This window comes from Priestia sp. YIM B13491 (assembly GCF_042787605.1).
Taxonomy (GTDB): domain Bacteria; phylum Bacillota; class Bacilli; order Bacillales; family Bacillaceae_H; genus Priestia; species Priestia megaterium_E.
The window spans coordinates 572,912-598,770 of sequence record NZ_JBHZOR010000001.1; the positions used below are offsets into that span (position 1 = coordinate 572,912).

29 protein-coding genes are annotated in these 25,859 nt (G+C 38.5%); 24 read left to right on the forward strand and 5 right to left on the reverse strand.

The window, feature by feature from the left end; genetic code table 11:
- Window positions 1-125: 125 nt before the first annotated feature.
- The 5 genes from lhaT to ACFX4E_RS02985 all read left to right on the forward strand — a co-directional run bounded on the left by lhaT (window position 126) and on the right by ACFX4E_RS02985 (window position 2,481).
- On the forward strand, window positions 126-713 hold the full coding sequence (lhaT, locus tag ACFX4E_RS02965) for a lipoprotein heptaprenylglyceryl N-acetyltransferase LhaT (protein ID WP_050689693.1): 588 nt from the start codon (window positions 126-128) through the stop codon (window positions 711-713).
- Between the two features lie 82 nt (window positions 714-795).
- Complete coding sequence (gene ylbD, locus ACFX4E_RS02970) at window positions 796-1,206, forward strand: YlbD family protein (RefSeq protein WP_013058989.1); 411 nt, start codon at window positions 796-798, stop codon at window positions 1,204-1,206.
- Window positions 1,207-1,211: 5 nt separating this feature from the next.
- Window positions 1,212-1,448, forward strand: a complete 237-nt coding sequence (locus tag ACFX4E_RS02975) for a YlbE-like family protein (protein WP_013058988.1) — start codon at window positions 1,212-1,214, stop codon at window positions 1,446-1,448.
- 99 nt (window positions 1,449-1,547) lie between these two features.
- Entirely contained in the window at window positions 1,548-1,934 is a 387-nt protein-coding gene (locus ACFX4E_RS02980; protein ID WP_028410751.1) for a carbohydrate-binding protein, read from the forward strand.
- A 100-nt stretch (window positions 1,935-2,034) separates the two neighbouring features.
- Window positions 2,035-2,481 carry a YlbF/YmcA family competence regulator gene (locus tag ACFX4E_RS02985; RefSeq protein WP_028410752.1) on the forward strand — a complete coding sequence of 149 codons (447 nt, stop codon included), beginning with the start codon at window positions 2,035-2,037 and terminating at the stop codon, window positions 2,479-2,481.
- 5 nt (window positions 2,482-2,486) lie between these two features.
- Here ACFX4E_RS02985 and ACFX4E_RS02990 read toward each other — a convergent pair whose 3' ends face one another.
- On the reverse strand, window positions 2,487-2,801 hold the full coding sequence (locus tag ACFX4E_RS02990; RefSeq protein ID WP_028410753.1) for a hypothetical protein: 315 nt from the start codon (window positions 2,799-2,801) through the stop codon (window positions 2,487-2,489).
- Between the two features lie 77 nt (window positions 2,802-2,878).
- Here ACFX4E_RS02990 and ACFX4E_RS02995 point away from each other — a divergent pair, with 77 nt between their 5' ends.
- A complete protein-coding gene (locus ACFX4E_RS02995; RefSeq protein WP_013058985.1) occupies window positions 2,879-3,154 on the forward strand; it encodes a YlbG family protein in 276 nt (91 codons plus the stop codon).
- Window positions 3,155-3,228: 74 nt separating this feature from the next.
- Here ACFX4E_RS02995 and ACFX4E_RS03000 read toward each other — a convergent pair whose 3' ends face one another.
- The gene (locus ACFX4E_RS03000) at window positions 3,229-3,615 is read right to left on the reverse strand and encodes a DUF7147 family protein (protein ID WP_014458362.1); all 387 of its coding nucleotides are present in this window, start codon (window positions 3,613-3,615) and stop codon (window positions 3,229-3,231) included.
- A 612-nt stretch (window positions 3,616-4,227) separates the two neighbouring features.
- Between ACFX4E_RS03000 and rsmD the strand changes: the two genes are divergently transcribed.
- A complete protein-coding gene (gene rsmD, locus ACFX4E_RS03005; RefSeq protein ID WP_013084870.1) occupies window positions 4,228-4,797 on the forward strand; it encodes a 16S rRNA (guanine(966)-N(2))-methyltransferase RsmD in 570 nt (189 codons plus the stop codon).
- 35 nt (window positions 4,798-4,832) lie between these two features.
- The gene (gene coaD / locus ACFX4E_RS03010; protein ID WP_013058982.1) at window positions 4,833-5,327 is read left to right on the forward strand and encodes a pantetheine-phosphate adenylyltransferase; all 495 of its coding nucleotides are present in this window, start codon (window positions 4,833-4,835) and stop codon (window positions 5,325-5,327) included.
- Between the two features lie 58 nt (window positions 5,328-5,385).
- Here coaD and ylbJ read toward each other — a convergent pair whose 3' ends face one another.
- Window positions 5,386-6,594 (reverse strand): sporulation integral membrane protein YlbJ, encoded by a 1,209-nt coding sequence (gene ylbJ, locus ACFX4E_RS03015; protein ID WP_028410755.1) that lies wholly within the window; start codon window positions 6,592-6,594, stop codon window positions 5,386-5,388.
- Window positions 6,595-7,060: 466 nt separating this feature from the next.
- Here ylbJ and ACFX4E_RS03020 point away from each other — a divergent pair, with 466 nt between their 5' ends.
- Together ACFX4E_RS03020 and ACFX4E_RS03025 are read left to right on the forward strand one after the other, a co-directional pair.
- Window positions 7,061-7,858: a patatin-like phospholipase family protein gene (locus ACFX4E_RS03020; protein WP_013058980.1), complete on the forward strand. Its 798-nt coding sequence runs from the start codon at window positions 7,061-7,063 to the stop codon at window positions 7,856-7,858.
- Window positions 7,848-8,864, forward strand: a complete 1,017-nt coding sequence (locus ACFX4E_RS03025) for a SepM family pheromone-processing serine protease (protein WP_377237902.1) — start codon at window positions 7,848-7,850, stop codon at window positions 8,862-8,864. The genes ACFX4E_RS03020 and ACFX4E_RS03025 overlap by 11 nt, the downstream gene beginning before the upstream one ends.
- Before the next feature lie 27 nt (window positions 8,865-8,891).
- On the opposite strand, the gene ACFX4E_RS03030 is transcribed toward ACFX4E_RS03025, so the two are convergent.
- Window positions 8,892-10,091, reverse strand: a complete 1,200-nt coding sequence (locus ACFX4E_RS03030) for a nucleotidyltransferase (RefSeq protein WP_377237901.1) — start codon at window positions 10,089-10,091, stop codon at window positions 8,892-8,894.
- A 179-nt stretch (window positions 10,092-10,270) separates the two neighbouring features.
- Here ACFX4E_RS03030 and ACFX4E_RS03035 point away from each other — a divergent pair, with 179 nt between their 5' ends.
- The 4 genes from ACFX4E_RS03035 (at window position 10,271) to ACFX4E_RS03050 (ending at window position 12,746) form a co-directional block, all read left to right on the forward strand.
- Window positions 10,271-10,789 (forward strand): YceD family protein, encoded by a 519-nt coding sequence (locus ACFX4E_RS03035; protein ID WP_014458367.1) that lies wholly within the window; start codon window positions 10,271-10,273, stop codon window positions 10,787-10,789.
- A gap of 65 nt (window positions 10,790-10,854) precedes the next feature.
- The gene (gene rpmF, locus ACFX4E_RS03040) at window positions 10,855-11,028 is read left to right on the forward strand and encodes a 50S ribosomal protein L32 (RefSeq protein WP_013058976.1); all 174 of its coding nucleotides are present in this window, start codon (window positions 10,855-10,857) and stop codon (window positions 11,026-11,028) included.
- Between the two features lie 169 nt (window positions 11,029-11,197).
- Complete coding sequence (locus tag ACFX4E_RS03045) at window positions 11,198-11,965, forward strand: enoyl-CoA hydratase/isomerase family protein (protein ID WP_028410758.1); 768 nt, start codon at window positions 11,198-11,200, stop codon at window positions 11,963-11,965.
- A 178-nt stretch (window positions 11,966-12,143) separates the two neighbouring features.
- Window positions 12,144-12,746 (forward strand): RsfA family transcriptional regulator, encoded by a 603-nt coding sequence (locus ACFX4E_RS03050; RefSeq protein WP_013058974.1) that lies wholly within the window; start codon window positions 12,144-12,146, stop codon window positions 12,744-12,746.
- Between the two features lie 81 nt (window positions 12,747-12,827).
- Here the strand turns inward: ACFX4E_RS03050 and ACFX4E_RS03055 are convergent, their stop codons facing one another.
- Entirely contained in the window at window positions 12,828-13,298 is a 471-nt protein-coding gene (locus ACFX4E_RS03055; protein WP_013058973.1) for an N-acetyltransferase, read from the reverse strand.
- Between the two features lie 313 nt (window positions 13,299-13,611).
- Between ACFX4E_RS03055 and ACFX4E_RS03060 the strand changes: the two genes are divergently transcribed.
- The 10 genes from ACFX4E_RS03060 to ACFX4E_RS03105 all read left to right on the forward strand — a co-directional run bounded on the left by ACFX4E_RS03060 (window position 13,612) and on the right by ACFX4E_RS03105 (window position 25,788).
- Window positions 13,612-14,964 carry an acetyl-CoA carboxylase biotin carboxylase subunit gene (locus ACFX4E_RS03060; RefSeq protein WP_033579760.1) on the forward strand — a complete coding sequence of 451 codons (1,353 nt, stop codon included), beginning with the start codon at window positions 13,612-13,614 and terminating at the stop codon, window positions 14,962-14,964.
- Window positions 14,961-15,173, forward strand: coding sequence for a biotin/lipoyl-containing protein (locus tag ACFX4E_RS03065; RefSeq protein ID WP_013058971.1), 213 nt, complete (start codon window positions 14,961-14,963; stop codon window positions 15,171-15,173). The genes ACFX4E_RS03060 and ACFX4E_RS03065 overlap by 4 nt, the downstream gene beginning before the upstream one ends.
- 19 nt (window positions 15,174-15,192) lie before the next feature.
- The gene (locus ACFX4E_RS03070) at window positions 15,193-16,734 is read left to right on the forward strand and encodes an acyl-CoA carboxylase subunit beta (protein ID WP_063248565.1); all 1,542 of its coding nucleotides are present in this window, start codon (window positions 15,193-15,195) and stop codon (window positions 16,732-16,734) included.
- 158 nt (window positions 16,735-16,892) lie between these two features.
- Window positions 16,893-17,774 (forward strand): 2-dehydropantoate 2-reductase, encoded by an 882-nt coding sequence (locus ACFX4E_RS03075; RefSeq protein WP_377237900.1) that lies wholly within the window; start codon window positions 16,893-16,895, stop codon window positions 17,772-17,774.
- 1 nt (window position 17,775) lies between these two features.
- Window positions 17,776-18,159 (forward strand): DUF3397 domain-containing protein, encoded by a 384-nt coding sequence (locus ACFX4E_RS03080; RefSeq protein ID WP_013058968.1) that lies wholly within the window; start codon window positions 17,776-17,778, stop codon window positions 18,157-18,159.
- Window positions 18,160-18,249: 90 nt separating this feature from the next.
- Complete coding sequence (gene bshC / locus ACFX4E_RS03085) at window positions 18,250-19,875, forward strand: bacillithiol biosynthesis cysteine-adding enzyme BshC (protein WP_377237899.1); 1,626 nt, start codon at window positions 18,250-18,252, stop codon at window positions 19,873-19,875.
- 334 nt (window positions 19,876-20,209) lie between these two features.
- Complete coding sequence (gene rsmH, locus ACFX4E_RS03090) at window positions 20,210-21,145, forward strand: 16S rRNA (cytosine(1402)-N(4))-methyltransferase RsmH (RefSeq protein WP_377237898.1); 936 nt, start codon at window positions 20,210-20,212, stop codon at window positions 21,143-21,145.
- A gap of 33 nt (window positions 21,146-21,178) precedes the next feature.
- On the forward strand, window positions 21,179-21,538 hold the full coding sequence (gene ftsL / locus ACFX4E_RS03095; RefSeq protein WP_028410764.1) for a cell division protein FtsL: 360 nt from the start codon (window positions 21,179-21,181) through the stop codon (window positions 21,536-21,538).
- A 5-nt stretch (window positions 21,539-21,543) separates the two neighbouring features.
- Window positions 21,544-23,802: a penicillin-binding protein gene (locus tag ACFX4E_RS03100; protein ID WP_377237897.1), complete on the forward strand. Its 2,259-nt coding sequence runs from the start codon at window positions 21,544-21,546 to the stop codon at window positions 23,800-23,802.
- 69 nt (window positions 23,803-23,871) lie between these two features.
- Window positions 23,872-25,788 carry a stage V sporulation protein D gene (locus ACFX4E_RS03105; RefSeq protein WP_013084856.1) on the forward strand — a complete coding sequence of 639 codons (1,917 nt, stop codon included), beginning with the start codon at window positions 23,872-23,874 and terminating at the stop codon, window positions 25,786-25,788.
- Window positions 25,789-25,859 lie beyond the last annotated feature (71 nt).

The window sequence follows — 25,859 nt, forward strand, 5'->3', positions numbered from 1 at the left end:
CCAAAGGGCTGGTTTTTTTTTGAATTTATTTAATGCTGTGGTTTACATCAATGAGATAGGTGCTTGCTATTGTTCAAAAACTGTACATAATAAAGAAGAGATTAAATGTAAAGGAGACTTTCTAAATGGCTTGGTTATGGTATACCTTAAAAGATAAGCGTTTTTTAACGCTTCTGCTGATCGTGAATATACTAGGAACAATCTACGGGTATATTTGGTATGGAAGCCAATTAGCGGAAACGCCTAAGAAGTTTTTATTATTTGTGCCTGATAGTCCAACGGCAAGCTTGTTTTTTGTTATTGTACTTATCGGTCTTTTACTTGGAAAGCATTTTTCATTGTTTGAAGCTTTAGCAATGATCACGCTGTTTAAATACGGGATTTGGGCCGTCGTAATGAATGTATTGGTCTATGTGTTAACAGGATACATTGATTGGATGATGCTTATGTTAATGGCTTCTCATGCAGCAATGGCTTTTCAAGGGCTTTTATACGTACCGTTTTACCGGATTAAATTATGGCATATAGCTGTTGCCGCTGTATGGGCCGTACATAATGATATCATTGATTACGTTTTTTCTATGATGCCAAGATACAGTATGCTCAATGCGTATATGTCTGAAATTGGTTATTTTACATTTTGGCTAAGCATTTTATCTATTTTCATTACATACTGGTTCACAGTTCGTGCTTCTTCAAAAAAACAGCTATAAAAAATTTTTGAAATAGGCGCACGAAACGAGCTCTCTTTTTCTAAGATATAGTAGGCTATATTTAAGTATGAGGTGAGTGACTGTGAAGGAAACCAAACGAGAGCTTCATCCGTCCGTTGTGGAATTTAAACAATTTGTAAAATCACATCCCAAATTAGTAGAACAGGTTCGAAAGCAGCAAAAAACGTGGAAAGAGCTTTATGAAGATTGGTATTTATTCGGTGCAGAAGATCCAATGTGGGAGGCATATCGTTCAGAAGAAAGTGCAAAGGCTGAACCAGCTGCTGCAACAGAGGAGAAAAAAGATATTATGGGTACAATTGTATCCTCGCTGAAAAACATGGACTTGAATCAAATGCAAAATCATATCACAAATGTAAATTCAGCTATTTCGAATATTCAACAAGTACTGCAGCAATTTCAGCCATCTAAGCCATCCGGTGGAGGAGCAGCTTCCGGGCCAGGGAATCCATTTGGCTTTAGGAAAGATTAAACGCAATGAGAAAAGATATATACGAGTATATGCAGTCTCGTCCTAAACTCAACGACTTCGTTCGTGAACAGCCAATGTGGTACCGGCGTTTATCTAGAAATCCTGAAGAACTCGAGAAATTTGAATTAGAATCCAAGCACTACTACAAACAAACGATTCCTCATAAAGTCGAAAAGTTTTCGAATTCCATTCAAATGGCAAACATGATGTTTCATATGTTTCAGTCCATGAAAAATCAATGATCTCTGCATACATAGCGATGCAGAGATTTTTGCATGTCATGAGTAAAAACAAAGAGTTTGTAAACACTATGGAGAAACGAATGATAAAGGAATGGTATTATGCGCTTACTATTAACGACGGCCTTATGTGTAGTTTCTCTGCTAGGATGCAACCATGATAAACCAAAACCTGAAACTAAAATTCCCTCTCAACCGCGTGCAGCTGAAACGTTTGGTGCAATGAATACAAAACCTTCACTGATGGTACACCAGCATGTGAAAGGACAAAACGTATACGTCGAATGTATTCTAAGCGGGTTTTCATTTTCAACAGAGAGTGGATTCCTTCAAATCACAGTAGATGGAAAACCATTTAAAGAAATGAAGCAAGCAGCCTTTGTTTTAAGTGATCTTCCAAAAGGATCTCATACTGTTACGATTGAACTGATGAAATCTAAAGAAGAAAGTTATCAAGTGAGGAATACCTTTACGGTTGAAATTATATAGTTAAAAAGTAGAACTTGTAGTAAATCAGTGTAAGCTGTTTTAGCAAGTTCTTTTTCTTTAGATCCAAAACGTGATAAGATAAAAACGGAGGTGCACAGCCATGCTGACAACAATGAGAACTGTTGAATTACTCGATGAGTCTGATCACGTAGCGAACATGGTGTTACAATCAGACGTAGCCGAGAACTATCGTCAATGTTTATATAGATTAAATAAAGATTCACATGCACAGGCATTAATTGCTGAATTTGTGAAAATAAAGGAACAGTATGAGGATGTTCAGCGATTTGGAAAATATCATCCTGATTATAAAACCATTACGAGACAAGTACGTGATGTAAAGCGTCAAGTTGATTTACACGCGACAATCGCTGCGTTCAAAAAAGCAGAAAATGAATTACAAAAGCTGCTTGATGAAATTAGCGTTATCCTTGGTCAAGCTGTTTCAGAGCACGTGAAAGTACCGACGGGAAATCCGTTTTTTGATACGGGAAGCAGCTGCGGCGGTGGCTGCGGATCTGGTGGAAGCTGTGGGTGCAGCGCATAAGCCGTTCACTGTATAAATCGAACGCAATCAGCACAGGAATTTCCGCAGCAGGCCATTTTACGCTGTGGAACGTAAAACCTGTGCTGATAAACATAAGTAAGATGCTGACTTCTGACAAAAGTTGAGCGCCACGTAGCATTTGTATTGGATGTAGCAAAAATAGATGAAGCTTCTAGAAGCTCATCTATTTTTCTACGCTCAATTGATGTGTTTATATACAAAAAGGGTATATTTGTGATTTTTTTGAAAATGACTTGTTCAATAGCTCTCTGCTCGTTAAAATGAGTAAGAAAGAGCATCCAGATATCATCTAAATTCATACATAAAGCACCTACTTCATATAAAAGAATTTATGATAAAGAAAACCAATATAACGTATGCAAAAGGGGAACTAAATATGTTTGTTGAACGTCAAGGAATTGTGGCGTATGTGCATTCTGTTAAGCAAGCAAAAGCATTGCGAAAGTACGGAAATGTACATTACGTATCTAAAGAATTAAAGTATGTTGTCTTATATTGCAACCAAGATGGCATTGAAAAAACAATCCATAAACTTCAGTCTCTACCTTTTGTGAAGAAAGTAGATCCTTCTTATCGGCCGTTTTTAAAAACAGAATTCGAAAATTCAAAGCCGGATAAGGCGAAGGAATATGACTATAAGATAGGAATTTAAACAAAAAAGGAATGTGATGTACATTCCTTTTTTTATTTTACTTGCCCTTGGCAAATGAATAGGCAGGGATGAGATTATTGCATTGGCGGAATAAAGCGGTTCATTCGCAAAATGCCAATAAGGTGCTGATAGTATAGTGCTGTTTCTGGAAATGTAGTAGATGGTTTGACATCGAGTACCACAATTTCTTTTCCCGCTTCCTCAGCAGCTTGTTTAAATAACTCAACGCGCTTGCTGTCGTTTTGTTTTAAAACAATTCCTTCTCGGCAAACGTAAAGCGGTTGGAAATTCCCTTCAGCTGTTGGATGCAAGACAGCGACAAAAGAAGCTACTTGTCGATCTTCTTTTACTGTTCGCAGCATAATAAGATGAGCAAGACGGTGTTTGTTGCTTTTGACAATCTCTAACAGCTCATAAATATCTGAATACCCTTCTCCGAGCTCAATAAAACGCTGAATCATATGTATTTCCCCCTTTATGTATTAAAAAAGCAAACTCACGTAGTTTAATGTATCATTGAATATTTTAAGAGTAAATAAAAAAATCCCTACAACTACTCATTGTAGGGCCCTTCAATAAAGGGGTGTAATCACCTCTGCGATTACAAGCACCTTGATGAAGGCAAAGGGAGAGGAGAAACCGGAGGAAGAACTTATGGGGAAACGTAAGTCTTCTCCGCGGTTGGCAACAACATCGGTTAGATGATGTTGTTACTAGTCAGTATGTCCGTTTTAAACGTTCATATACCTGTCTTGTGAAATTCACTTTTTCATACATAAAAGACTGATAACATGACAGAGAAAAAGGGTAAATTTACGTTTATTATGACATATTAAAGTAAAGGAAATCTTCTATGAACGAAATGCCGAATGATCTTCATAGGTGTATCTTCTAGAAAAGAATCAGTGTATCTAAGGACACGGTCATAAAAGTCCAGCATAAAAGCAAGCTGCTGGGTTATTGCACAGAATGTATACAGCATTGAATAAATTGAGGATTTTTGCTAGTCTTTGTAATTCAAAATATGTTAGGATAATGAAGAATAAGGAAGTAAAAGTAAGGTAGTGATAAGGATGAGAGTAGTAGCAGGTTTATATAAAGGCCATGCGTTAAAGGCGGTTCCAGGATACTCAACCCGCCCTACAACAGATAAGGTGAAAGAAGCTATTTTTAATATGATTGGACCGTTTTTTGAAGGTGGAACAGCTCTTGATTTGTTCGGTGGAAGCGGTGGCTTGGGAATTGAAGCTCTAAGCCGAGGAATAGATAAAGTCATTTTTGTGGATCGGGATGGCAAAGCGATTCAGACGATTAAAGCAAACTTAGCATCTTGCCGGTTAGAAGACCGCGCTGAAGTGTATCGAAATGATGCAGAACGTGCACTGAAAGCGATAAAGAAAAGGGAGCTGACGGTCGATTTACTTTTGCTTGATCCACCGTATAAAGCACAAAAGTTGAAAGCGCTTATCGAAACGGTAAGTGAAGAAAACCTTCTAGCAAAAACAGGAATTATTGTAGCGGAGCATTCTCATGATGTACATTTAGATAATGAGATTGGTTTATTTGAAAAAATAAAAAGCGAAACGTACGGTATCATTGGTGTTTCTATTTATACATACAAAAAAGAAGAATCAGTTGAATAAATCAATGAGCTGTTAGATGTAGAAAGGGGATACGTATGGGCAGTATAGCTGTTTGTCCAGGAAGCTTTGATCCAGTTACAAATGGACATTTTGATATTATTAAACGAGGCGCAAATGTATTTGATACGATTTATGTGGTTGTTTTAAATAACTCTTCAAAAAGTCCTCTATTTACAGGGGAAGAGCGAGTAGCTTTGCTGAAAGAAGTAACAAAATCACTTCCTAATGTGGTAGTCGAGTCGTACAGCGGATTATTAATGGAATATGCAAAAGAAAAGCAGGCAAAGACCATTTTAAGAGGTTTGCGTGCGGTATCGGATTTTGAGTACGAAATGCAAATCACATCTGTAAATCGCGTATTAGATAAAGAGATCGAAACGTTATTTATGATGACAAATAATCAATACTCGTTTTTAAGTTCTAGTATTGTAAAAGAAGTAGCTAAATATGGCGGGAATATTTCTGAATTAGTTCCTCCCCCTGTTAGAGAAGCGCTTGCGGAAAAATTTGAACAGCTGTCTCAAAAATAAGATAAAAAAGAACGTGACGTTTTCTTTGCCGATAAAAAAACGTCACGTTCTTTTTTTACTAGGAACGATGAAGAAACGTTCGTTTTGAATATATATAAATATAGCAGCATAGCGTAAAAATCGTTAAGAGCGGACCGTACACGTTTAGCCACTGCGATAGAATCGTAATGGACTCCAAGTGAGAAAAAACCGGCAGTGCTCCTTCTGATGCTTGAAAAGTAGTAATGGATTCTCGAAGAGGACCCCATAGAAAGATAGTGAATACTACCGCAAAAAAGCCGTGAAAAATGCGTGCAATAAAAAACGGAAAAAATCGAATATCTGTTTCTGCGAGTATACTAGCCACTTGTGCTTGAACGGAGAAACCGCTGAAGCCTAATACAAAGCTAACGATGATAATTTGATGAAACAGCAGCGTATCAGGCGCTTCACTTGCTAGACGGCTTCCTAGCGTGATTTCAAAAAGCCCTGAAATAAAGGGGAGGCTCAGTTCAGTCCCTATATGACAGAGGGAAAATAAATAAGCTAGACCGCTGCTTAAAACGGCCGTGATATGAGTAACATATAAAAGTTTGTTTAATACAGAAAATAAAATGATAAAACCGCCAATCATTAAGAGAGATTGAACAGCAGAAGTAACCGCATCTCCTAGAAGCTTCCCGATAGGACGCTTATCTTTTAAACGCGTTTTATGCATTTCATGAAAAGCTAACGATAAAGAAGGTTTTTGAGTTACTTGTCCTTTCGGTTTTGCTGATCCATAAAAACGCATCACCAATCCTACACAAATATTCCCTATGTAATGTGAGAGAGCTAATATGATACCGACAGCTGGATTGTGGAAAAAGCCAACTGCCACAGCTCCAAAAATAAAAATAGGGTTAGATGAGTTAGTAAATGATACGAGTCTTTCAGCTTCGATAGCTGTTAGCTGCTTTTCTTGACGCAGCCGGGAAGTGATTTTTGCACCTGAAGGAAACCCAGAAGCCATGCCCATTGCTAAAGCAAAACCCCCTACTCCAGGTACTCGAAATAAAGGCCTCATAAACGGCTCTAATAAGATCCCAATGAACTTCACTACGCCAAACCCAATAAGCATTTCTGAAACAATAAAAAAGGGCAGCAGAGAAGGAAAGACGACCTTCCACCATGTGTTGAGACCTCTTACTGAACCTTCTAGCGCTTCTTTTGGATATACAATAAGCGCAATAGCGAGAAGCGTTACGCTCGTCCCGAGCAGAAGTGTTTTCACCATCGATTTATTCAATGAACGATTCATCTCCTTTTCTAAGCTCACGTCATTTTGATATGAATGAAATGAGGAGTTTTAGGCAAATGTACAAGTTCTTCTATATATCAATATACGAAGCTATGCATCGACTTTATGCCTATGAGTAAGGAGAAAATAAATTCATACTGAATAAAAAGGCGTCTTGTCACATTTGGAAATACAATTCATATACATAAATCAATGCACTTCTAAGATAGTCAAGGAGTAAAAAAACGTATACGCAGCAAGCGAAGAGCAAGAATTTCTTAAAACAACCTTCAGTATAGTATAATGCTTAATAACCACCGTGCATTGAGCAAAACATATCTTTAGCTTCATACTAAATGAACAAATACAAAATGAAGAATAGTCCTACCGAAGACAGGGCAACAATGATAGAGAAGCTCATCAAATGTTTTTACATTTTTAGAAGTCTATAAGGTAAAACGAGGGGGCAGGTAAAGTGGAAAGCCCAAAAATAGGAGTTGCGTTAGGCTCAGGTGGAGCTAGAGGTTTTGCACATTTAGGAGTAATCAAAACGCTAACAGAAAATAACATTCCTATTGATTTTCTAGCTGGCAGCAGCATGGGAGCTTTAGTTGGTGCACTATATGCGTCAGGTATTGAACTGGCAACTCTTTATAAAATGGCGCTAACGTTCAAACGAAAGTATTATTTGGATTTTACCGTGCCTAAAATGGGATTTATTACGGGCAACAGAGTAAAATCGTTGGTTCGCACCTTTACGCAAAATAGAACCATTGAACAGCTATCTATACCGTTTGCCATTGTAGCGACAGATTTGAAAACAGGAGAGAAAGTGGTGTTTAAAAAAGGACCTATCGCTGAAGCGGTGAGAGCAAGCATTTCAATTCCAGGAATCTTTGCTCCCGAAGTAATTGATGGACGATTGCTTGTAGACGGCGGGGTAGTAGACCGTATTCCTGTGTCGGTTGTAAAAGAAATGGGATCTGATATTGTCATTGGAGTCGATGTATCAAAAGCGAAAGTGAATGCAGAAATTAGCTCTATTTTTGATGTCATTATGCAAAGTTTAGATATTTTGCAAGATGAGCTAGTAGCTCATCGGACCATTGCTTCAGACATTATGATTCGTCCTAATCTCGATACTTTTAGTTCCAGAGCGTTTACAAACATTCAAGAAATGATTTCAATTGGTGAACAAGCAGCACATGAGCAGTTGCCTTCTATCCTGCAAGCAATTGATCATTGGAAGGAGAACAAAAAAAGTGAAATCTAGAATTAGAATTTTGGTATATTTGGCTGTTATTGCAGTGGTGGCAATGCTTTGTTTTTATCCTTTGCCGTACTACATTACAAAGCCTGGAATGGCAGAAGAACTTGCGCCTATTATTAAAGTAGAAGATGGATACCATGAAAAAGGGACGTTTATGCTGACAACTGTAAGAATGGGCAGAGCAACTCCTCTTTCATATGGTCTTGCGAAAATACAGGACTTTCATGAAATTTTCCCTACAAAGCAAATTTTGCAGCAAGGTGAAAGCGATGAAGATTACTCGACAAGGCAATTACATATGATGGATACGTCAAAAAATGCTGCTATTTCAGTCGCATACGAAAAAGCTGGAAAGAGCGTTTCTTATCTCAATAAAGGCGTATATGTTACATATGTCGTAGAAAATATGCCTGCACATGGAAAACTTCATGTTGGAGATGTAGTGACGAAAGTAGAAGAGAAAAAAATTCAAACTGCTGAGGACTTAATCAACTACGTATCGACTAAAAAAGCAGGAGATTCAGTATCAATCTATGTAAAAAGAGATGGCAAAGAAAGCAAACATACTCTAAAAGTTAAAGCATTCCCTGACGAGCCGAAACGAGTAGGCTTAGGAATTGCCTTAGAAACGAACCAAGAACTAAAAGTTAAGCCCGATATACATATTGATACTGAAAAAATAGGAGGGCCTTCAGCGGGACTGATGTTCTCGCTTGAAATTTATAATCAGCTTGTTAAAGAGGACATGACAAAAGGCCATCGCGTTGCAGGTACAGGGACTATCAATGATAAAGGAGAGGTAGGACCAATCGGAGGTATTTCGCAAAAAATTGTAGCCGCAGATAAAGAAGGAGCAGAAATTTTCTTTGCACCAAATGAAAAAGGGGCTGCGGGCTCTAACTACCGAGAAGCAGTGAAGACAGCTAAAAAAATAGACAGTGATATGAAAATTGTACCCGTAGATTCATTTTCGGATGCCGTCACGTATTTAGAAAAGCTGAAACCATAAAAAAATCGTCTCTTGCAGACGATTTTTTTATGGCCAAATGATAGGAGGCTGCGTGTATTCTTGTTTCATAAATTGAGAGCGCAGAGGCTCTTGAAACGGCATACTATAAACATGTGTCGCTTTAATATCGATATCAATTTCTTTTAGTTTACATTGCGAGACAGTGGATACAATAGGAAGAGACAGCTTTTTCTTAATTGTTTTTAAATAGTCTTGTCCGGTCTTTGACATTCCCAATAAGCGAATGTAAGGATCAGCTTGTTGCATCTCACTTTTTGTTGTATTGGTTAAAAGGTGAACGCACATGCGCTGTAAACGGGTTCTCGTATATCGCTTCGTTTTAACCTTTGTTAAAAAATCTTCAAATGAAGTAGCTGAAGAAATATAAGATAGCAGCCGATGTTCAATACCTTCTTCTATTTCATAAATACGCTGTAAGTCATAAAGCGGAGTAGTTAATAATTTGTATTTCAAAAATGGGAAATAATGCTCCCAATGATGAAACTGTCCGTGTGCTTGCTTGTAAGCTGCTAATTCATTTGCTGTACTAACTGGCATGTGCTTGCTCAGATCCTCATGGCTGCTGCTGTCAAAAATAGCTTTACGTATGCTTGTAGCGCTTGAAATAAAAGAAGAAGATAGGGAATCATCGTGATAATGTGATTGAATTCGAGTGATTGTATATGGTTTAATAGATGCATGCTGTTTTTTAATGGCAGCTACATAGCTCATTCCAAGCACATTATTTGGCTGAGATAAATCAATAGGAGCCTCCGTGAAAAGCTGTAAGAAAGCGTTGGAAGCTGCTTTTGGATAACTGTTCCCTTTTTTCATCTCTTGTTGAATTAAAGCGGATAGTTCTGATTCATGAGCTTCGAGCAAATCAGCGGTGCGGGTAAATGAGTCAATATTGCCATTTTCGCTGCCAAAGCATACAAAGTCAGCGCGAAGGGATTCTAAAATAGAAATAGCGCCGCTTGCGAATGTTTCAGCTTTTTGAGTAGAAAAAGCATAGGGTAATTCAACGACTAAGTCTGCACCAGCGGCTAAAGCCATTCTTGTGCGGGACCATTTTGATACAAGAGCAGGCTCTCCGCGCTGCAAAAAGTGCCCGCTCATCACAGCAATCACACAATCTGCTCTGGTTTGTTGTTTCGCTTGCTGCAAATGATAAGCGTGTCCATTATGAAAAGGATTATATTCGACAATTATTCCAACTGCTTGCATAATGTCTCCTTTTAATTTATTATTTTTAGTCTAGCTCTTTGTTTTAAAAACATTTTTTTATGAAAGTAAGAAATATTTACAAAAAAGCATATTTAAGTACATTATAGTGTAAAGAAAAAATATTGACAAATAATCTTGTGAAAGCTATAATAACCTTTGTTGCCTTGAGGTGATTAACAATGAAATGGACAATACATCAATTGTATCAGTTGCAAAATAAAGGTCTAACATTTGACGAAGTGATTGACGGCAAAGAGTTTATGAATGCTGATCCTCAAATTCGTAGAATGTCAGATGTAAATGTGAAAGGAAGAGCCGACATTAGCTCTTCGAAAGTAACGTTTCACCTTAAAATCTCAGGAGAAATGACGTTGCCTTGTGCTCGTACATTAGTTGACGTTCCGTATCCGTTTGAAATTAACGCAACTGAAACGTTTTTATTGAATGTGAATGCTGATTATGAAGAAGATGCTGAAGTACGCATTGTAGAGGGAGAAACGGTTGATTTACAACCTTTGATTCAAGAGTTAATTATTGTTGAAATTCCTCTGCAGGTATTTAGTGAAAATCAGCAAGCGGCAGGAGCAGCTCCGCAGTCAGGAAAAGACTGGGAAGTTGTTACCGAAGAAGAACAGCAGGAAAAAGTAGATCCCCGCTTAGCCGTACTCGAAAATTTCTTTAAAGACAAAAAGAAATAAAAATGCGAAGATCCGGCTTTCGGGCCTTCATATGATTTTAAAATTCTTTTAAGGAGGTGGGAATAATGGCTGTACCTTTTAGAAGAACATCTAAAATGAAGAAAAGAACGCGTCGTACGCACTTTAAATTACAAGTTCCTGGTATGGTAGAGTGCCCAAATTGTGGTGAAATGAAACTATCACACCGCGTATGTAAAGCTTGTGGTACTTACAAAGGAAATGACGTAGTAAGCAAATAATTGCTTATTTAAATAAAAGACCCTCTTAAAGGGTCTTTTATTTTTTTTGCCTTTTTTCCTTCTCTGCCCTTTGGAAGAGAAGGATTTTTCTTATAGAACAAGAACTCTTTTTAAATAAACAATTACTGTTGTAAAAGGATTCATACCTTGTCTATAAGGAGGAAAAAGCATGAAAAAAAGCGAGTTGTTTACTACAAGCCAAGGCATTGCTACGTTTGTGATTAATCGTCCTGAAAAGCGTAATGCTATTGATTATGATGTTATGAATGAACTGCAGCAAGCTGTAGATTATGTGAAACATGATCAGTTAGTAAAAGCTTTCGTAATTACAGGTGCTGGTTCAGATGCATTTTGCAGTGGAGGAGATTTAAGCGTATTTCATGAGCTAAAGACTTCGAAAGAGGCATCTCAAATGTTAACGAAAATGGGGAAAATTCTTTATGAGATTTTAACACTCCCAAAACCCACAGTTGCCCTTTTGAATGGAACATCGGTTGGAGGAGGATGTGAGCTTGCGATTGCATGTGACTTCCGTATAAGTGCAACACATAGCGAAATGGGATTTATTCAAGGGAATTTAGGAATTACAACAGGCTGGGGAGGAGGAACCATTCTTCTTGAAAAGCTGCGTTATCAAGAAGCGATGGAAATGATCTACAGTGCTCAGCTGTATGGAGTAGAACGAGCAAAGCAAATTGGATTTCTTTCCTATGTCACGTCGTTTAAAGAGCTAACTATGAGGTGTGAGGAGTGGTTAGCGCCTATCACTCATAAACCGACCCATGTATTGCAAGCTTACAAAGAAATCGCTATTGAGAAATGGGAGCAAAGCCGGGTTTGGAATCGGATGGAACAAGAAATTCATCGCTGCTCGATATTGTGGGAGTCGCCTGAGCATGAAGAAGCGGTTCAAAAGGTCATCGTTAAAAAAGCATAGTTATGAACTGCATTTCCATAGCAATATAGTGAATAAGCGAAAGATGAAAGAATCACGGGTTTCCCATTTTGCTTCAAAGTATATGAAAGATTTTCTTGATTGAGAAGAGGAACAATAGTCTATCTTATCTAGTAGGTGCATATTCATTTAATAAGTACGGATAAGGAGGGATAGAAAAATGACTTCTTCTCGTCAAGATGCATGGACTCATGATGAAGATTTATTACTCGCAGAAATTGTACTGCGTCATATACGTGAAGGTGGCACTCAGCTAGCTGCATTTGAAGAAGTGGGGAAGAAACTTACACGAACATCAGCAGCTTGTGGCTTCCGCTGGAATTCTTTTGTGCGCAAACAATACAAGACTGGTATTGATCTTGCGAAAAAACAGAGAAAAGAATTAAAAGCAAGAACTGTTTCAAAAGATGACGAGCAGCCTGCACGCTTATCATATATGGAAGCAGAGAAACATATTTCGCTTAATGAGGTAATTAAATATTTAGAAAATGTAGATCAAGGGCAAAGGCACTCGTCAGAGCTTCTCGAAGCTAATGAAGAACTGCAGCAAAAGATTGAACGTTTACAAGAGAAAGTAACGATTTTGGAAAAAGAAAAAAAAGCTTTGCAAAACAACTTGTTAATTGTGGAAGATGACTATAAAGCTCTTATTGAAATTATGGAGAGGGCTCGTAAAATGGTTGTATTAAAAGAGGATGAAAAAAGTAGAAAAGTGAAATTTCAAGTGGATAAAAATTTAAATTTAGAAAAAGTTCAAAAGTAAAGGGACAGTTTGAAGGCTCCCTACTTCATGTTGATCACATATACCACATAGATATAAAATAAACAGCTGGAAATCAGCTGTTTATTTTTGTTCGCTTACACCGTTTGGTAGCCAAATAAGAGGGTTTTCTCCCAAATCACGATCGATATCATATGTTACAGGTACAAACCCCATTTTTGACCAAAAATCACTCGATTTTACTCGTGGGCTTGTTTTGATAGGTAATTGAAAGGATTTGGCGTATTCAACGAGGGTTTGACCCAATCCTTTGCGCTGAAAATCGCTGAGCACTTCGAGTTTCCACACTTCAATATACGTTTGAGGCGGCTCGAAATATTGATCGTACTGTTTGTTTCGCTTATAGAGACTCATCCGAGCCACTAAGCTATTTCCAAAATAAATACCGTAAAACGGAGAATTTATTTCATTATCGGAAATTTTGGCATGTAATTCTTCTAGCATTGAAAGTTCTTGAATGCCATATTCTTTGAATTTCTTGAACTCTTCTAGCGTTTTAAAATTAATTTTTAAATGCTTCACTTCGTAATTCATCCCATATCCCCCTTGTTATGTCTCCTTGCTAGACAAACGAACTGGCTTGGTTCGTTCATCTAATATTATATAACAAAAATACAAAATATTCTGTTTTCATGATTGGTGAACGAATATTCAATGCGCATAAGGAAAAATGAATTCTTTCAGTTACATACGAAGAATACATTACTATAAGCATCACTTTTTAGAAAGGAAGCAAAAGGAAAGTGAGATTCAAATAGAAAGCGTTTTCAAAAATTGTAGAGGAGTTTTAAAATTATTGTAGAATTATATGGGGGAAAGTAGAAATTTGAGGAAAGGGGAGAGAAAGGTGAAAAAAATACTGATTGCAAATCGAGGAGAAATTGCTCTTCGTATTATTCATACATGCAAACAAATGGGCATTGAAACGGTGGCTGTCTATTCCGATGCAGATGCAGAGCTTCCTTATGTTCAAGCAGCTACAAAAGCACGTCGAATTGGAGAGCCTCCTGTGCAAAAGTCATATTTGAATGTAGAAGAATTGCTGCGAATTAGTCATGAAGAAAAAGTAGATGCCATTCATCCTGGGTATGGATTTTTATCGGAAAATAGTGCATTTGCTAAAAGAGCGATTGATGAAGGTTTTTGTTTTATCGGCCCTTCTCCCGAAATCATTTCGATGATGGGCGACAAAATTGCTGCTCGTGCCGCGATGAAAGAAGCGGGTGTACCTGTTGTCCCCGGCAGCGAAGGCGATGTGACGTCAGTTGAAGAGGCTTGTAAAGTAGCGGGGGTAATTGGATATCCCGTTATGTTAAAAGCAAGCGGAGGCGGCGGAGGAATTGGGATGGTGCGCTGCGATAACGAAGAAGCAGTAAAACAAGTATATGCCTCAACAAAAGCAAGAGCAAAAGCATATTTTGGTCATGAAGGAATGTTTATTGAAAAGCTTATCACAAACGCAAAACATATCGAGGTACAGGTCTTTGGAGATCAGCATGGTAATGTCGTTCATCTTTTTGAACGCGATTGTTCTGTACAAAGAAGAAATCAAAAAGTGATTGAAGAAGCCCCTGCGCTTTCTTTAAAAGAAAGTACGCGACAAGCCATGCAAAACCAAGCCGTTCAAGCGGCTAAAGCAATCGGCTATTATAATGCGGGTACGGTGGAGTTTATCGTGGATGAAGACGAAAATTTTTATTTTCTTGAAATGAACACGCGGCTGCAAGTTGAGCATCCGATCACCGAGCAAATTGCAGGGGTCGATTTAGTTAAGTGGCAGATTTTAGCTGCGCGCGGTGAAAAGCTTCCTCGTATGCAAGAGGAAATAGCAGCAAATAACTACGCCATTGAATTTCGAATTTATGCAGAAGATCCGTTTACTTTTTTACCGGCTCCGGGGAAAATTACGGGTTATCACTTGCCGGAGCGAACCTACGCGCGCGTAGATAGCGGCTACAGTGATATGAATGCGGTTACACCTTTTTATGATCCAATGATTGCAAAGGTTATCATTACTGGTCGTACGCGTTCAAATGCAATTGAACTAGCTAAATCATATTTTACAGAAGCTGTTGTAGAGGGAATCAAAACAAATATTCCTCTATTTAAGCAGTTGTTAAATGAAGAGTTATATGAAAAGGGCACCTATAACACATCGTTATTATCAACAGTATTAAATAAAGGAGGAGCACCACAATGAGTGAAATCAAAGCGACAATGGCAGGCATGGTATTTAATGTGTTTGTTCAGCAAGGAGCAAGTGTAGCCAAAGGAGAAGTTGTTGTTGTATTAGAATCTATGAAAATGGAAATTCCTATTGAAAGCGATCAAGCCGGTATTGCAGAGACGGTCCATATAGCGGTGGGGGATTTTGTGAACGAAGGCGACGTTTTGGTGACTATTTCATAACTCATAAAGGGGAGATATCATGATACATACAGGTGAATCTCAGAAAAAATATGATGAAAACCGTCAAAAAGTAGAGCGGGGCAACGCTGAAAAGTACAAAGAGAAACTTGCAAAGCAACAGAAGCTTTTTGTAAGAGATCGTTTAGCCCTTTTATTCGATGACGGGAAATATGAAGAAGACGGCATGTTTGCAAATAATAAAGCCCAAGGGTTGCCGGCAGACGGTGTTGTAACCGCAATTGGAAAAGTAAACGGTGAAACGGTTTGTGTAATGGCTAATGACTCTACTGTAAAAGCAGGGTCTTGGGGGGCCAGAACAGTAGAAAAAATTATTCGGATTCAAGAAGTTGCAGAAAAACTGCATGTGCCTTTGCTGTACTTGGTGGATTCCGCGGGAGCACGTATTACGGATCAATTAGATATGTTTCCAAACCGCCGAGGAGCTGGACGGATCTTTCACAATCAAGTAAAACTTTCCGGCGTCATTCCTCAAATTTGTTTGCTTTTCGGTCCGTCAGCAGCTGGAGGGGCTTATATCCCTGCATTTTGTGATATTGTTGTGATGGTAGATGGGAACGCTTCTATGTACTTAGGGTCGCCGCGTATGGCCGAAGCCGTTATTGGAGAAAAGGTTACGCTAGAAGAAATGGGAGGAGCACATATGCACTGCAGCGTTAGCGGGTGCGGGGATGTGCTGGCTTATTCTGAAGAAGAAGCTATTTCGTATGCCAAATCTTATTTAACGTACTTTCCACAAAACTATCAAGAAAAGCCTAAAGTACAAAAAGCTAAAGAGCCTAAGCAGACAAAAGATTTAATAGAACTAATTCCGGAGAATCAAAATGTTCCATTTGATATCTATGAAGCAATTGATACCCTTATTGACGAGGGGAGCTTTTTTGAAATAAAAAAACTGTTTGCCGCCGAATTGGTAACAGGGCTTGCACGAATAGATGGAAAAGTAGTAGGGATTGTTGCTAATCAGCCAAAAGTTAAAGGGGGAGTGCTGTTTGTAGATTCAGCAGATAAAGGCGCAAAATTTATTCAATTGTGCGATGCATTCCATATTCCTTTGCTGTTTTTAGCTGACGTGCCTGGATTTATGATTGGAACCAAAGTAGAAAGAGCTGGCATCATTAGACATGGAGCCAAATTAATTGCAGCGATGAGTTCAGCTACAGTTCCTAAAATTTCCGTAGTCATGCGTAAAGCTTATGGCGCAGGGCTTTACGCTATGGCTGGTCCGGCTTTTGAACCAGATTGCTGCATTGCATTGCCTACTGCTCAAATTGCCGTAATGGGTCCTGAAGCTGCAGTAAATGCCGTCTATTCTAATAAAATTAATGAAATTGAAGATCCGAAAGAGCGGTTCATGTTTGTTAAACAGAAACAGCAGGAGTATAAAGAACACATCGATATCTATACGCTGGCATCTGAACTTATTATTGACGACATCGTTCCTGCTAACGAACTGCGTCGAACGTTAATTGACCGCTTTCGCTTATATGAAACAAAGAATGTGACCTTTAGCCGTCGTAAACATCCGGTGTATCCCGTATAATAGAAAAAAACGGGATCACTCTAAATAATTTACAATAAGCCCGGTGATTTTTAATCACACGGGCTATATGAATAGGTAAAATTTAAAGAATGCATTTAATTCAAAGCATTTTTTTGCTAAAATGAAACTCAATAATAGAAAGAGGAACAAAAAATACGATGAAAACTATAGGTATTATTGGAGGCGGATCATTAGGTCTGTTGTTTAGCGCGTATTTATCAGATTGTTATGATGTAACCTTGTACACGAAAACACCAACTCAAGCAAAGTGTATTAACGAAAATGGAATTACCTTAGATAGACAAGGGGAACATCACACGAAAAAAGTCAGTGCTATCCCTCTGGAAAAAAACATAAAAGAAGCAGATTTAATCATTATTACTGTAAAACAGTATCATTTAAAAGAGATTATTCCTTTTATTAAAACCCTTACTATACATACTCCCCTTTTGTTTATCCAAAACGGTATGAGCCATATTGAAATTCTCAAAAACCTCCCGCAGCGCACTCTCTATTTGGGTACAGTTGAACATGGGGCAATGCGTACAAATATGGATAGCGTCCATCATACAGGAATAGGAACAACCCGTATTGCTTCGTACAGAGGAGAAATGGAGTCTATCTTACCAATTGTGAATTTTCCTTGGGTAATTGAAAAAGATTGGTATGCGATGCTGGTGAAGAAATTAGTTGTAAATGCGCTCATTAATCCTCTTACGGCGCTGTATCGCGTGAAAAATGGGCAGCTGATTCACAACAGCTATTTTTATAAAACGATGCGTCTATTGTTTGAAGAGATTGCGGATGTATTAAAACTAGATTCAGCTTTTAATTATTGGGAAAATGCGCTGGGGGTTTGTTCGCGCACGAGTACAAATCAATCTTCTATGCTAAAAGATATACAGGAGGGGCGGCAAACCGAGATTGATGCTATCTTAGGTTATATCCAAACACAAGCTGCTGAAAAAAGAACGTCGACGCCTATTGTTGACTTTTTATATAGGTCAATAAAAGGAATCGAAGAAGAAAAGGGTGAGTAACATGGGAAGTTTTATTGCTGGCGTTTTTGCGACGTTTGTCACTCTGCCGCTCGTCGGTTTTTTTATTCTATACATGCTTTTACGCAAACTGACGAAAAATAAAAGGAAATCTGTCCACATAGCAACGTACATTACTACGGTTTTTCTTATTTTGTCCGTGCATTATGCAGCTGTGGAAATTTTCGGGCACTCTTTTTTGTGGTTGATTGCGTTAGTCCTTTTAGTTGTGGCAATGATTATGATGTTTGTACATTGGAAAGTCAAACATGACTTAGAAATGAAGCTTATTGCGAAAGGGTTCTTTCGGATGAATTTCGTTTTGTTTCTTATTGCACATATTGTGTTAAATATAGGTGGAATCGCTTTTCGTATTTCCTCTCTGTAAAGCATGTTACTAGACGTGAGCAGTTACATTATGGATAATGAAGCTATATGTAGAGAATATAAGTATTAGGAAAAGAAAGGAAGTTCTTTCATGGAGATTACAGACGTCTCTTTAAAGGCGGGAAACAAACTAACGAACGATTACATAAAAGGTGAAAAGCAAGCACTTTCCTTTTTTCATTATAATATACACGAAAAAGACGTATATGAAAAACGTTTAGCGGACGTTCAAAAGCAGTCTTATCCAAGAGAACAGCTTGCTGAGTATCTGCTTGATTTTAATAAGCGCTACGGAGCATCTTCTAAGACGATTGAAAATATTGAAAAGCTAAAAGATCCTAACAGCGTAGTGGTCGTTGGAGGTCAGCAAGCGGGGCTGCTTACAGGTCCTTTGTACACCATTCATAAAGTGATTTCAATTGTGCTGCTAGCTAAACAACAAGAGGCAGCTCTAAACGTGCCCGTGCTTCCGGTATTTTGGATTGCTGGAGAAGATCATGATTTTGCTGAGATCAACCATGTATACACAGAGCATAAAAACCAGCTTTTAAAGAAAACGTTAAAGCATTCTTTAAAGAAAAAGCAAATGGTTTCTCAAATTAAATTAGATCATGAAGCCTGTAGAAGCTGGGTTCGTGATGTTTTTCAAACGTTTAACGAAACGGCGCATACAAATCAGGTGTTACACTTTGTTTTAGAGGCGTTAGATAAATCACGTACCTATGTCGATTTCTTTGCTCATTTGGTTACCACATTGTTTGCAGAGTCAGGTCTTATTTTAATGGATGCAGCTTCTAAAGAAGTGCGCAGCATTGAATCTTCTTTCTTTGTGACGTTAATTGAACAAAATGACAAATTATCGTCAGCCGTTATGGAACAGCAAACAGAGATTCAAAAACAATACGGACGAATGATTGAAGTGGGAGAAGAAACGGCCCATCTCTTTTATTCACACAACGAAAACAGAGTACTTTTAGAAAGAGACGCAGAGCAAGAGCAGTTTGTTGGAAAGCAAAATGAACTCGCGCTGTCTAAAGAAGAGCTGGTTCAAATTGCTAAACAAACGCCAGAGCTTCTTAGTAATAACGTTGTGACTAGACCCCTTATGCAGGAGTACTTACTTCCTACCCTTGCGTTTATTGCAGGTCCAGGGGAAGTAGCGTATTGGGCAGAGCTTGAAAAAGCATTTTCTTTATTTAGCTTTAAAATGCCTCCAGTGGTTCCGAGGTTATCCTATGCAATCGTAGAAAGACATATCGAGAAGTATATGGATGAACTTCAGTTAGACCTTTCGAATGTCATTAACAAAGGCGTAGATGCAGAGAGGGAGCACTGGCTTAAGACAGAAGTTCACAACCCGTACGAAATGTATTTTGAAAAAGCGAAAGAAGATTTTGAAAAAATTCATAAAACTCTTCGTGAAAATATTCAAAAAGAAGACAAAACATTTGATGAAGTCATGCTTAAAAATCGAGCGATTATTCAAAAGCAGTTTGAAACCATTCAAAAGATTGTCGAATCCAAACAGCTCATTAAGCACGATGTGAAGCATTCAAAATATGCTCAAATTGAACTTGCTCTTCGTCCCTACAATGCTCCACAAGAACGCATGTGGAATATTATGTATTATTTAAACGGCTATGGTATGCAATTTGTGTCAGATTTACTAAGTGCTGAAGTCGAATTAAATCACCAGTTAAAAGTCTGCTATGTCTAATAAAATCCTGCTGAAAAGCAGGATTTTTATTTTGGAAAAGAGAACAAGTTTACAAGGTGAATGTCAGCCAATTGGATCCTTATAAGGTATTTATTTCTAATTACACAAAAAAACCTTATATTCCTTACATTTTATTCTACGAATATGTCCTACTTTTAACAAAATGACACTATTTGTGACAAAAAGACAAAATTCTACTTAATTCTTATATAAATAGCTGAAATAATGTTGAACTTTGATATATAATATAAACGTGTATATATATCAAAGAAAAACACCGTTTTTTGCTTTTTGTATACATAACTAAGTAGTTTAGAAAGAAGTAGGTGTCATAATGTTTAATCACACAACTGTTTTGCTTAAAGAAGCAGCGGAAGGCTTAAATATTAAGCCGGATGGAGTATATGTCGACTGCACGCTTGGCGGAGCAGGTCATAGTGAATATATCGTAAAACAGCTATCAGAAAAAGGGAAATTAATTGCGTTTGATCAAGACGATGTTGCTCTTGAAAATGCAAAAGAAAAATTAGCCCCGTATCTAGACAGAGTTATTCTAATCAAAAGTAATTTTCGCTATTTAAAAGAGCAGCTAATGAAACATGGAATTGAAGAAGTAGATGGAGTATTGTTTGACCTAGGCGTCTCGTCTCCTCAGTTGGATACACCAGAGCGAGGGTTCAGCTTTCATCATGAGGCCCCGCTTGATATGCGCATGGATCAAAACTCAAAGTTTTCTGCGTACAACGTAGTAAATGAATGGCCTTATGAAAAACTTGTAAAAATCTTTTTCCAATATGGAGAAGAAAAGTTTTCGAAACAAATTGCCCGCAAAATTGAGGCATATCGAGAGTCTAAACCAATTGAAACAACGCTAGAGCTGGTTGATCTTATTAAAGATGGTATTCCAGCGCCAGCTAGACGAACGGGTGGACATCCGGCAAAACGGATTTTCCAGGCTATTCGAATTGCTGTAAATGATGAGCTTCAAGTATTTGAAGATGCAATTGAACAGGCCATGGATGTAATCAAAAAAGGTGGACGTGTAAGTGTTATTACCTTCCATTCACTTGAAGACCGAATTTGTAAAGTAGCGTTTAAAAATGCAAGCACGGTTCCGCAGCTTCCTCATGGACTGCCGGTTATTCCAGAAGAATTTAAACCTAAAATGAAAGTCATTACAAGAAAACCTATTTTACCTTCAGAAAAAGAGGTAGAAGAAAATAAGCGCGCGCGCTCGGCAAAGCTTCGAATTGTTGAGAAATTAGTCTAATAAAAGGGTTTAATCAAAGAGGAGGGGACGAGAATGAACAATGCAGCATACAAAGTAAGAGAGCAAGACCAGCAGCAGAAGCAGCAAAAGACGGTACGTCAAGTTGTTCGAAAGACAAAAAGAAAAATCACGGTTGGTGAAAAAATTGTGTATTCTGGGTTTGTCGCACTCATGCTGTTTGGGTCTGTGCAAATCATTTCAAATCAATCTTCGCTTTATAGCATCAGTGAAGAAGTGCAATCACTCGATGGAAAGATTGACAAGCAAGAAGCAAAAAACAATGAGTTAAAATTACAGGTAACAGAGTTAAGTGCATACGATCGTATTTGGACAAAAGCAAAAGAACTTGGACTAAAATTGAATGAAAATAACGTAAAAGTCGTTAACGATTAATTGCGATGACTACGCCAAGAAAAAATAGCAATATTAGTACAGGAGCAGCAATATTAATTTTAATATTTGCATTGCTCTTTTTTGTATTAGCCATCAGGTTCTTTTACATCCAAGCGACGGGCAAAGCAGACGGAGAAGCTTTAGCCGAAATTGCACAAAAACAGCATACGCGAACGTCTAAAATTGAAGGACAGCGCGGTACGATTTACGATCGAAATGGAGAAGCAATCGCCCAAGACACGGGTGCTTATACGGTTGTGGCGATTTTAGATAAAAAACAAACAAAAGATAAAGATCACCCGCAACATGTGGTAGACCCAGAAAAGACGGCTCAAAAATTAGCCCCATTGTTGAAGATGGACGAATCGAAAATTGAAAGCATGTTAACGAGAGGAATTAAACGTGGTACCTTCCAAGTAGAACTTGGCCCAGGCGGACGTGATATTGATAACGTGCTAAAGCAAAAAATTGAGAAGCTAAATCTCCCGGGCATCACGTTTTTACGCGATTCGAAGCGCTTCTATCCAAACGGTGTATTTGCCTCAAGTATTTTAGGATATGCACAAAAAGATGATACGGGTAAAATCGTAGGGAAAATGGGAATTGAAAAAGTATTTGATAAGCAGCTTTCTGAAGAAGATGGATATGTGAAATACGAAGCTGCTAAAAACGGAATTAAGCTTCCGGATCCAAAAGAGTCAATTGTAGCTCCTAAAAACGGAGACAGCGTTACGCTTACGATTGATGAAAAAATTCAAACGTTTTTAGAGGATGCGATGACAGCTGCTGCTAAAGAATATAAACCAGAAGAGCTAATGGCAACGGTAGTGAATCCGAAAACCGGTGAAATTTTGGCGATGTCAAACCGACCTTCATTTGATCCAAATATTCGTGATATCACTTCTTATCGCAATCCGTTTGTTGAAAACAGCTATGAGCTTGGTTCAACGATGAAAATCTTTACGCTAGCAGCCGCGATTGATGCAGGCGTTTATAACGGCGAAGACCGCTATCAGTCGGGATCTTATAAAGTAACGAAAAACAGCGTTCCGATTAACGATCACAACGGCGGAGTCGGCTGGGGAGCTATTACATTTAATGAAGGAATTCAAAGGTCTTCAAATGTAGCGGTTGCCATTTTAGCCAACGAAAAATTAGGTACCGACCGTTTGTATAAATACTTGGACAAGTTTGGCTTTATGGACAAGACGGGAATTGACTTGCCAAATGAAGCTTCTAGCAAGTTAGTGACGAAGTACCCGAGAGACCGCGTAACCACTGCGTTTGGACAGGCGTCTGCTTTTACGCCTATTCAAGAAATCCAAGCGGCTACTGCGATTGCAAATGACGGGAAAATGATGAAGCCTTACGTGATTAAACAAGTAGTCGATGAAACAAATAAGAAAACAATTAAGAAAACAAAACCTACCGTAGTAGGCCAGCCTATTTCTAAAAAAGCAGCGAACGAAACGCTAGGTATTTTAGAAACCGTTGTTTCTTCTGATGATGGAACAGGCAAACCTTACGCGATTGAAGGATACGATGTCGCTGGAAAGACGGGAACAGCTCAAATTCCTGGGCCTACCGGAGGTTACCTGCATGGACACGGGAAAAATTTCATTTCCTTTATGGGCTTTGCACCTGCTAAGGATCCAAAGCTCCTTGTCTATGTAGCCGTTAAAAATCCAACTCTCACGCCTCAAGAAACGGGTACTGCGCCGCTTACAGCTGTATTTAATCCGGTGATGAAAAATAGTCTGCAGTATTTAGGAGTGGAGCCTCAAAAAACGGATGAAGACGGAAAAGAAACGAAAGAAAAGAAAGTGGATTCAGAAATCAAGCTTAAATCTTACGTTAATGAATCAGTTGATAGTACCGTGAAAGACTTAAAACAAAAAGGGCTTGTTCCTGTTGTAATAGGTAAAGGAGATACGGTAGAAAGCCAATCACCGACTTCTGATACCATTGTCACTGGTCAACGCGTGTTCATTAAGACAAACGGAAAAGCCACAATGCCTGATTTAACAGGTTTTTCACATCGTGACGTTATTCGCTTTAGTGAATTTGTCAACGTTCGACCTAGCGCACTTGAAAATGGTTATGTTGTAAGTCAAAGTATTAAAGCAGGAGATCCGCTAAAATCAGGAACGTACCTGAAAGTGGAACTTGAAACGCCTAAAGAATTTTCAAGCACGTTAAATAAGCTAAAAGAAACGGAAAAAAGTGAGTCTGACAGTAAAAAAGACGATAAGCAACTTGACTAGAAAATAAGTTCTAGTGAATCCTGTACAAGCATATATTGGAACGAGCCGATTCAGAGGAGGTTCTAATATATGCGGGTATCAGGAGTCACAGTTCGTAAAAGGCTAGCCATTGTTTTGTTTGTCGGTTTTATTGTGTTTTTGATTATTGATACAAGGCTTGGATATGTACAGTTGCTGACTGGGGATACGCTAACTGAAAAAGCCAAAGACTTATGGAGTCGGAATATTCCTTTTGAACCTGAAAGAGGAAAGATACTAGATCGCAATGATGTGGCACTTGCTACAAATAAAAGTGCACCGACCGTTTTAGTTATGCCAAGACAAGTTGAAAATCCAGCTGTTACGGCTGAAAAGTTAGCAAAAGTGCTGGGAGCATCAAAAGAAAAAGTATATGAACAAATAACAAAAGCTTCTTCTAGCGTATATTTGCGTCCTGAAGGAAGAAAAATTTCACATGCGAAAGCAAATGAAGTGCGAAATTTAAATTTAAAAGGCGTATATATAGCTGAGGATTCGAAGCGGTACTATCCGTTTGGAAGTTATTTGTCGCATGTATTAGGCTTTGCGGGAGTAGATAATCAAGGGTTAACGGGCCTTGAATTATATTATGATAAAGAGCTAAAAGGACAAAAAGGTTCAGTTAAATTGTATTCTGATGCTAAAGGTAAAAAGATGCCCAATATAGCCGATGACTACACAGCGCCTGTGGACGGGCTCGATTTGAGATTGACCATTGATTCACGTGTGCAAACAATCATGGAGCGTGAGTTGGATAATGCTCAGACAGCTTATAATCCAGATGGTATGATTGCCATTGCCATGAATCCTAAAAACGGTGAAATTTTAGGTATGTCAAGTCGTCCGGGCTTTGATCCGACGGATTTTAAAAATGTGAAGCCTGAGGTGTATAATCGCAATCTTCCAATCTGGAGCGTATATGAGCCCGGATCAACGTTTAAGATTATTACACTGGCAGCTGCTCTTGAAGAAAAGAAAGTGGATTTACTAAAAGATCAATTCTACGATGATGGAGCCGCGGAAGTTGGAGGAGCGAGACTTCGCTGCTGGAAAAAAGGCGGACACGGACAGCAGTCTTTTTTAGAAGTTGTACAGAACTCATGTAACCCTGGTTTTGTGGAGCTTGGGGAACGTTTAGGAAAAGAGAAATTGTTCAAATACATTAAAGAATTTGGCTTTGGTCAAAAAACAGGTATTGATTTACAAGGGGAAGCAAAAGGAATTTTGTTCCCGCTTGAGCGCGTGGGTCCGGTTGAACAAGCTACAACAGCTTTTGGGCAAGGGGTTGCTGTTACTCCTATTCAACAAGTAGCTGCTGTTTCAGCAGCCGTAAACGGTGGAACGCTTTATGAACCTTATATTGCAAAAGAGTGGGTGGATCCAACTACCGGAAAAGTTGTAAGCAGTCATAAACCGGTTGCTAAGCGAAAAGTTATTTCCGAGGAAACGTCTAAGCAAGTGCGTTTTGCTCTTGAAAGTGTAGTCGCACAAGGAAGCGGAAAAGGAGCTTTTGTGGAAGGATACCGCGTTGGAGGAAAGACGGGTACGGCGCAGAAAGCTCAAAATGGAAAGTATTTAAAAAATAATCACATCGTTTCTTTTATCGGTGTTGCACCAGCAGATAACCCTGAAATTGTCGTGTATGTTGCGGTTGATAATCCAAAGGGCACCATTCAGTTTGGTGGAGTGGTAGCAGCTCCGATTGTAGGTAAAATGATTGAAGACAGTTTGCGTGTGATGGACGTTAAACCGCGTAAAGGACAAATTGAAAAAGAGTTAACGTGGCTGGACACACCAATGATAAAAGTACCAAATGTCGTAGGAATGTCAAAAAAAGAGTTACAAGAACAGCTACTTAATTTAAAATTAGATGTGAGTGGCGAAGGAGATAAAGTGGTCAAGCAGTCTCCTGCAGCCGGAACGAAAGTTAAAGAAGGCGAAACGGTTAGAATTTATATGGGAAAATAAAAATCTCTATAAACTATTATTCTTCCTTGCATGATAATCAGCAGGTTACGCTGCGTGTGAACATGAAATCA